The 5,724-nt window shown below is 44.2% G+C and carries 9 protein-coding genes; 5 read left to right on the top strand and 4 right to left on the bottom strand.

Annotated features, from left to right (window positions below; translation table 11 throughout):
• Positions 1-256 precede the first annotated feature (256 nt).
• The 3 genes from LC574_RS23280 to LC574_RS23270 form a co-directional block, all read right to left on the bottom strand.
• On the bottom strand, positions 257-922 hold the full coding sequence (locus tag LC574_RS23280) for a hypothetical protein (protein ID WP_229455948.1): 666 nt from the start codon (positions 920-922) through the stop codon (positions 257-259).
• 78 nt (positions 923-1,000) lie between these two features.
• Entirely contained in the window at positions 1,001-1,540 is a 540-nt protein-coding gene (locus LC574_RS23275; protein WP_229455947.1) for a hypothetical protein, read from the bottom strand.
• Positions 1,506-1,856: a hypothetical protein gene (locus tag LC574_RS23270; RefSeq protein ID WP_229455946.1), complete on the bottom strand. Its 351-nt coding sequence runs from the start codon at positions 1,854-1,856 to the stop codon at positions 1,506-1,508. The genes LC574_RS23275 and LC574_RS23270 overlap by 35 nt, the downstream gene beginning before the upstream one ends.
• Positions 1,857-2,028: 172 nt before the next feature.
• On the opposite strand from LC574_RS23270, the gene LC574_RS23265 reads away from it, so the two are divergent.
• From LC574_RS23265 to LC574_RS23250, 4 genes are all read left to right on the top strand, one after another.
• Positions 2,029-2,193 (top strand): hypothetical protein, encoded by a 165-nt coding sequence (locus LC574_RS23265; protein WP_229455945.1) that lies wholly within the window; start codon positions 2,029-2,031, stop codon positions 2,191-2,193.
• 583 nt (positions 2,194-2,776) lie between these two features.
• A complete protein-coding gene (locus LC574_RS23260) occupies positions 2,777-3,079 on the top strand; it encodes a hypothetical protein (RefSeq protein WP_229455944.1) in 303 nt (100 codons plus the stop codon).
• A 418-nt stretch (positions 3,080-3,497) separates the two neighbouring features.
• The gene (locus tag LC574_RS23255; protein ID WP_229455943.1) at positions 3,498-3,935 is read left to right on the top strand and encodes a hypothetical protein; all 438 of its coding nucleotides are present in this window, start codon (positions 3,498-3,500) and stop codon (positions 3,933-3,935) included.
• 27 nt (positions 3,936-3,962) lie between these two features.
• Entirely contained in the window at positions 3,963-4,349 is a 387-nt protein-coding gene (locus LC574_RS23250; protein WP_229455942.1) for a hypothetical protein, read from the top strand.
• A 207-nt stretch (positions 4,350-4,556) separates the two neighbouring features.
• On the opposite strand, the gene LC574_RS23245 is transcribed toward LC574_RS23250, so the two are convergent.
• A complete protein-coding gene (locus tag LC574_RS23245) occupies positions 4,557-4,808 on the bottom strand; it encodes a hypothetical protein (protein ID WP_229455941.1) in 252 nt (83 codons plus the stop codon).
• Positions 4,809-4,832: 24 nt separating this feature from the next.
• Between LC574_RS23245 and LC574_RS23240 the strand changes: the two genes are divergently transcribed.
• Positions 4,833-5,684, top strand: coding sequence for a hypothetical protein (locus LC574_RS23240; RefSeq protein WP_229455940.1), 852 nt, complete (start codon positions 4,833-4,835; stop codon positions 5,682-5,684).
• Positions 5,685-5,724 lie beyond the last annotated feature (40 nt).

Genomic DNA, 5,724 nt, shown 5'->3' with positions numbered 1-5,724 from the left:
GATCGCAGAGAGGCGGAGAAGAGCGGAGAAGATTCAAAACGAACTCAAAGGGCTCAAAGATCTCAAAGGGCCTGCGGATATGCCGTGTGCCAGGATCACGAAGAGCCGCGGAGAAAAGCAGCACTGCACGAAAGCCCTGCATACAACATTAATTCGGTCGCGTTCTTAAGATGTCTCAACACGGTGTTTCGGATGGCGTAAACTGTTCAAGAGGAAAGGAATCCAAGCTAAGAAGCCTGGATTCAGCGATGGATAATTAGTGAGCAAAAGCCTTATCGACGTAAGATTGTAGCTGCTGGCGACGCTCCTTATTGAAAGCAACCCGCTTGGTTTTTGATTCGCTCAGAATTTTATTGTTGGAAGCCAAAACCTGAAATTCTGCATCAATAACCCGCGCTTCATTGCCAAACACCGAGGTTTGATAATACTGCTCGTAAGCTTGCGATCGCTTGTCTATTAACTGGTTTCTAGTGTTGGTGCGGTGTTCTAACTTTGATGCTTTCGCCTTATAGCCAGCCATTGCCAGAAAAATTTCAGCGGTTTCCTTGTCAATCTTTTCCTGATGCTTCAAAGCGGCTTTGGTCAGGTTTTTATGAAACTCCGCTAGTTTGATTTCGGCTTTGAACAGTTTAGCGGCGAGTTTCATTAACTCCGGTAAAAGTTTGCTGTTTTGATCCAGCATTTCGACAATCTTACGGGTAGCGTTGATGGTTTCAGGGGTAACATCGTTGAGGGCTACCTTTCCCAGGTCAAGGGGCAACCCGTAAGCCGTTGAAAGATGGGATAGTTTAGCGGCTACCGTGGGTGGTAGCATGACGGCGGCCGAGGCTTGTTGCACGGTGCTGCCTTTGAATTTAGCCTTGGTGGCCTGCTTGTCGGCCTGGGTTTTGTCCTTTGATGGGTTAGATTTCCGAATATCCATAGGTTTTTATGGTTGTGTGGTAGTACGGGGGCCATCCCCATAGAGCCGAGGGGAATTGAACCCCTCACCAGTAGCCAGCTACAGCCCTAGCGTGTCCATCAATGCAATAATCTCTGCCTGCAAGCTGCAATCTTCTGCATCATCGGGGTTAGGCGTAAGGCTCCTGATAGCGTCCCAATGGGTCATGCTAGACGCTTTATTCATACGTCCTAGAGAATCTTGAAAGGTTAGTTTCTGATAGCTGGCTAAGTCGCCGTAAAATGCCTGTTCCATTTGAAAGGCTAAACTGTCCTGCTCAAATTTCTTCCCCTGCAAGGCAGTTTTAACCAATTGCAAATACAGCAACAGATTCTTTTGCAGGGTCTTAACCCCGACAATTTCTGTCACCCGCTCTACGGTGTCCGGTGTTTCCGTTAACGGTGAATGCTTGGTTAAACTGGTGTCTTGTTCGCCGGCCGGCAGGAGGGATTGCGAAGCAGTAGCCAATCCCGTATCCAGTTTTTCTATGTCTAGTTCGGTCAATTCTTCCGGGACAGTGCCTAGCAACTCCTGGCACAGATTCTTTAATTTCGGCAAGGTTAAATCACGCGACTTGGCGAAGTCCTTCAAGGTCATCATCGGTTGCACTCTCCTGTTGAAATTCTTGATAGGCAGCCTGGGAGAAGCGGTCTAAATATTGATTCGCGTCAAAAAGCTTCTCTAGGTGTTTACGGGTGACTTTGGCGCGGATAGTGGCTAGAAGCTGGTTGATAACCCAGCATTGATAGGCTGTAAGCGGAAAATCCTTGATGGTTTCCGGCAGGGCATTGGTTCTGGGGATTTTGGGGAAAGCATCTAGGTAATCTTGAATATACGTACACGCTAAATGGTGATATTCGTACAAGGTTTTCCTAGAAATGCCTAAATCACGGGCTAATTGCGATTTAGTTTTCATCGGGTTCAGGGTGACAAAAGGCTAACGCCTGTGGTGCGAACTTATTATAACTCAATAGACTATAGTAGAACACAATAGATGAAAGACTGTTATCCCAGAATCCTTGAGAACATTCGGAAAGCTGATAGGTACAGGATAGAATGCAATAGACTATCAGCGGAAAAGGGAGTGTATGCCAAGCGGGGAATACAAAGGGGTACGGAGAACAATCACGTTTCCACCGGAAATATTTGACAAGATTAGCGAATTGGCAAAGGAAGATAACAGGCCCTTTTCACAAATGGTCGTCAAATTGCTGATAGAACAATTGAAGCAGCGGGAGAAAAAAGAAGAGTAACCCTGTTAAGGGGTGTAGAGGTGGCGTAAGGGTTACGTCCTGTGACGGTACAGAAACACTATCTATACCCTGTCTATCCCTTATCGTTATAGGGATATCTTTTATACCTGATATCTCACTATATTTGCTGTTATTACCCAGCTGTTACCAACGTGACAACCTTATTTCAGACATCGGGCTACGGCTAAAAGGCGGCTGAAAGCCTGACCGGATGCGGGGAGGGTTTTGGCGTTTCTGCGGCGATTCTGTTAATGCGGCAATTTTGCTTAACACAATGGAAACGCAGAATAGACAGGCGCAAAACGGTTTTTAAAGTGACCGTCCCTAAGCCTCAATGATTAGTTTTTTTTATGGCTCTCTTTTTTACAAATCGTAATAGTTACCGGGGTCAAACGCCCTTCGGCACTCGGTCAACAACGAGTAATCATTCCTGCCAAAGGGATTACGCAAAAAGTGCTGAAAAGCAAGCTGGTGTCTTACTTTTTGATTTTGTTAACATTTTCTAAGGCTTCATGCTGGCGATCGCCCCTACGCTACAATTGAATTCGTTAACTTTTTCAGAAATTCAATCTAGGTGGTGCTTATGGGCCGCGGGGGGGCTAGACCTGGGGCAGGTCGGAAGAAAAAGTATGGAGAAGCCACAAAGTTAGAACGGGTTCCTGCCAGCTGGTCGCCCGATGATGTAGCGGCGGCGGTCAGGGGAAGGGAAATTGTCAATCAGCTTACAGTGTTGGTAGAGAGTTGGCAACAACAGGCAGCAGCGGCAGCACGGGAGAGTAAGACAGGGCACTATCCCCGGACGTATGATAAAGCCCTTAAGTTGCTATCAGAATTAGGCGCATTATTACCGTCAGCCCTTGATAGCAATTCTTTGAAAGATGAATGATTTTTGATATGCCTTGCTTGCGGGGTTGGTAGGGGGATGATGAGCATCCCCCGCCCCGTATGAGGAAGTGAATATGATTGATATATTCATCGCACTTCTTCCGTTTGTAATCCGTATCCGGTGGGAATACCGCCGCAAGCGGATTAAGCGTTAAGAAGCCTGGGGGCGGTAGATGGTGAGACATCTGCTGTCCCCTTTCCTCGATAGTATAGCTTTTTATAGTTCAAGAAAAGGTAAATTTCAATCCTGGTTGCTGTTACCAACTGTCCCAAAAACAGCCTATTATTATTTTCTGTCTTTTATTTATTAATTAGCGCAAAGTTACATCAAATATTGTGCCGTTACCTACAAGAAAACTCTCTGTGAATTATCCAGAGTTCGGCACTGCATACCATTTGAAGTACAAAGGTTTAGAGCCATGTTAAATATCGAAATTGGTTCCGGCTTTGCTGTGGAATTGTTTATCATTTTCTTTTCTCTATTATGCTGGCTAGTCACTCCTGAATCATCAACTCTCAGCAAGAGAAAAGTTTTAGAAGAAGCTGCAACTGATAAAAAAATTCAGGAAAGCATTTTAAATTCCGCTGATTTATTCAGTCCTACGAAATCTCTAGCGGATTTTGGTAAACGTTACCTGGGGTCGGTTGATGAAATTATCGAAAATTTGAGTTTGAATGAAGCCAGAAAAGTTGCTTCAAAACTTAAAGATTTAAAGGTTATCAGTCCCGATATAAAACTAAGCGGTAAAGGCATCGGGAAAGATTTTTTAATTGCGTTGATAAAGGGCAAGGTTTTTGAGTATCGAGAAACCATAGCCTCTACTCTAACCCAAGTTTTAGGTAGAACAATAGCATGAATGATTATGTATTGTGCCTATTGTTCAATGAAGGTTGCTTTAGAAAAGATTGAGGGCAACCATCCTTTTATTATCTCTGCAAAACAGCATTTAGGATTAGCCGTTGCATACGCCAAGCGATACCACGAAAGGCAATGGAGTATCTATTGGAAGACAGCGAAATCCTCAACAAAGAAAGTTCTTAAACAGGAATTAAGAGTTTTAGCTTTCGATACTTACACCGAGTTTTTGAAGGCTACCGATTACCTTAATTCTTACGTTGAAGAAGTCCAAACGTATCAACCTGTCCCCCCTGTTCCGCGATGGTGGGATGAGATGTTGATTAGTTTAATTCTTGCTCATGATTCCCTTTTTAGAGAGCATGAGCAGGAGATTTCAAGCAAACAGTTGTCTCTTTTTGAGGAGTTGATTTGAGGCTTATAATGAACCCAAGCAATTTAATTTCATGAGAAAAGTATCTTTATTCTCCTGTTGTACCGGGAAAATATTTCTGTTCCCTCGAACAGAAACGAGAACCGGAAGTTTTAACCTATTCTCATGAATCCCCTTATGTCTCTGGTTATCGTTTGTTCCTTGATAGCAGAGGTACAGGCTTTCACGTCTGCCTTTACGATTACATAGTTAAAGAGCAGGTTGAACCTCTACAGGATTCTTAGAAAGTAATGCAGATACCCTAGAGTTTATCCAGGTACGAGAGTTCCAGACATGAACGCTACCCCTTTTACCTTGATTCTCTAGCGGTATCTGCCGCTTATTACCATTTCTGCCGTAGATATCAGCCTTAGATTCTAAGGGCGCGTCGGTCCTGTCTGTGGTGTGGCTGACTTTACCTATCGTTACAAGGGCGTAGTTGCACGGTTTAGCCTGTACCATAAAGGTATCCGGTTATTCTGTACGATGATGGCTGAATCTTCTGGTTCTTCTGGTGCCTCCTCTGGTGGTTCTTCTCCTGCTCCTTCTAGTCCCACTCCTTCAGCGTCCCCTTCGTCTGCATCTAATAAGGTTAATCCTACTTATGCAGCTACAGGACGAGCGGCAGCCTTGGCAGGGCAACCAACACCCCAACAGCGACAACAGCAAACGACTAGGGAAGCCGTTGCTTCCATGCGCCCTTCACCGCAACAACAATATCAACGCACTGCTAAAACAGTTGCAGAAACAGGAAGCCGCACTGCTCAAGAAGCTAATCAAAAACGAGATGCCTTAAAGCAGCGGCAACAACAAAATCATGCTGAAAGGACACAACGCTATAACGATAAGAAAAATCAGGCTTTAAACTCTGTAAAACGAGAGCATCTTTCGGATGCTAAGGGAAACAACAAAGTTCCCCTAAGTCAAAAAGATTACAACAATATGTATAAAGCTTATGCTGGAGAACATTTAAATAAGCCAAAATACAAAAATAATGGACAACAATTATATAAGGATGTGGCGCATCAAATCATGTCAAAAAATAATGCCCACGACACTAGAAAATTATCAAATGCTATTAAAAATAGTTCTCCAGAAGCCGCCAAACGTTCTACTACAGCAGAAAGGCGGAATTATGCTAATACAGTGGTAGCTCATGCTTACAACAAGCATCATGGTAATAAACCACGGGAAGAAAATACTAGAAAGCCGTCTTATGCTGCGCCCAGTGCTGCCATGCAACAAACGGGACATTCTGCCGCTAAAGCTGGGTTCTCTTCAAATGATGGTTCAGGTTCATTACCGCCTAATATGTACACTCGCGGTCATAGCAGATAGCAACGATTTATAAGGGTAGATTATTATTAGCAATAGCGTC

The sequence above is a fragment of the Nostoc sp. CHAB 5715 genome (assembly GCF_020829685.1).
Lineage (GTDB): Bacteria > Cyanobacteriota > Cyanobacteriia > Cyanobacteriales > Nostocaceae > Nostoc.
Note: the sequence above shows the minus strand (reverse complement) of the source record. Positions and strands in the feature narration are given on the sequence as shown.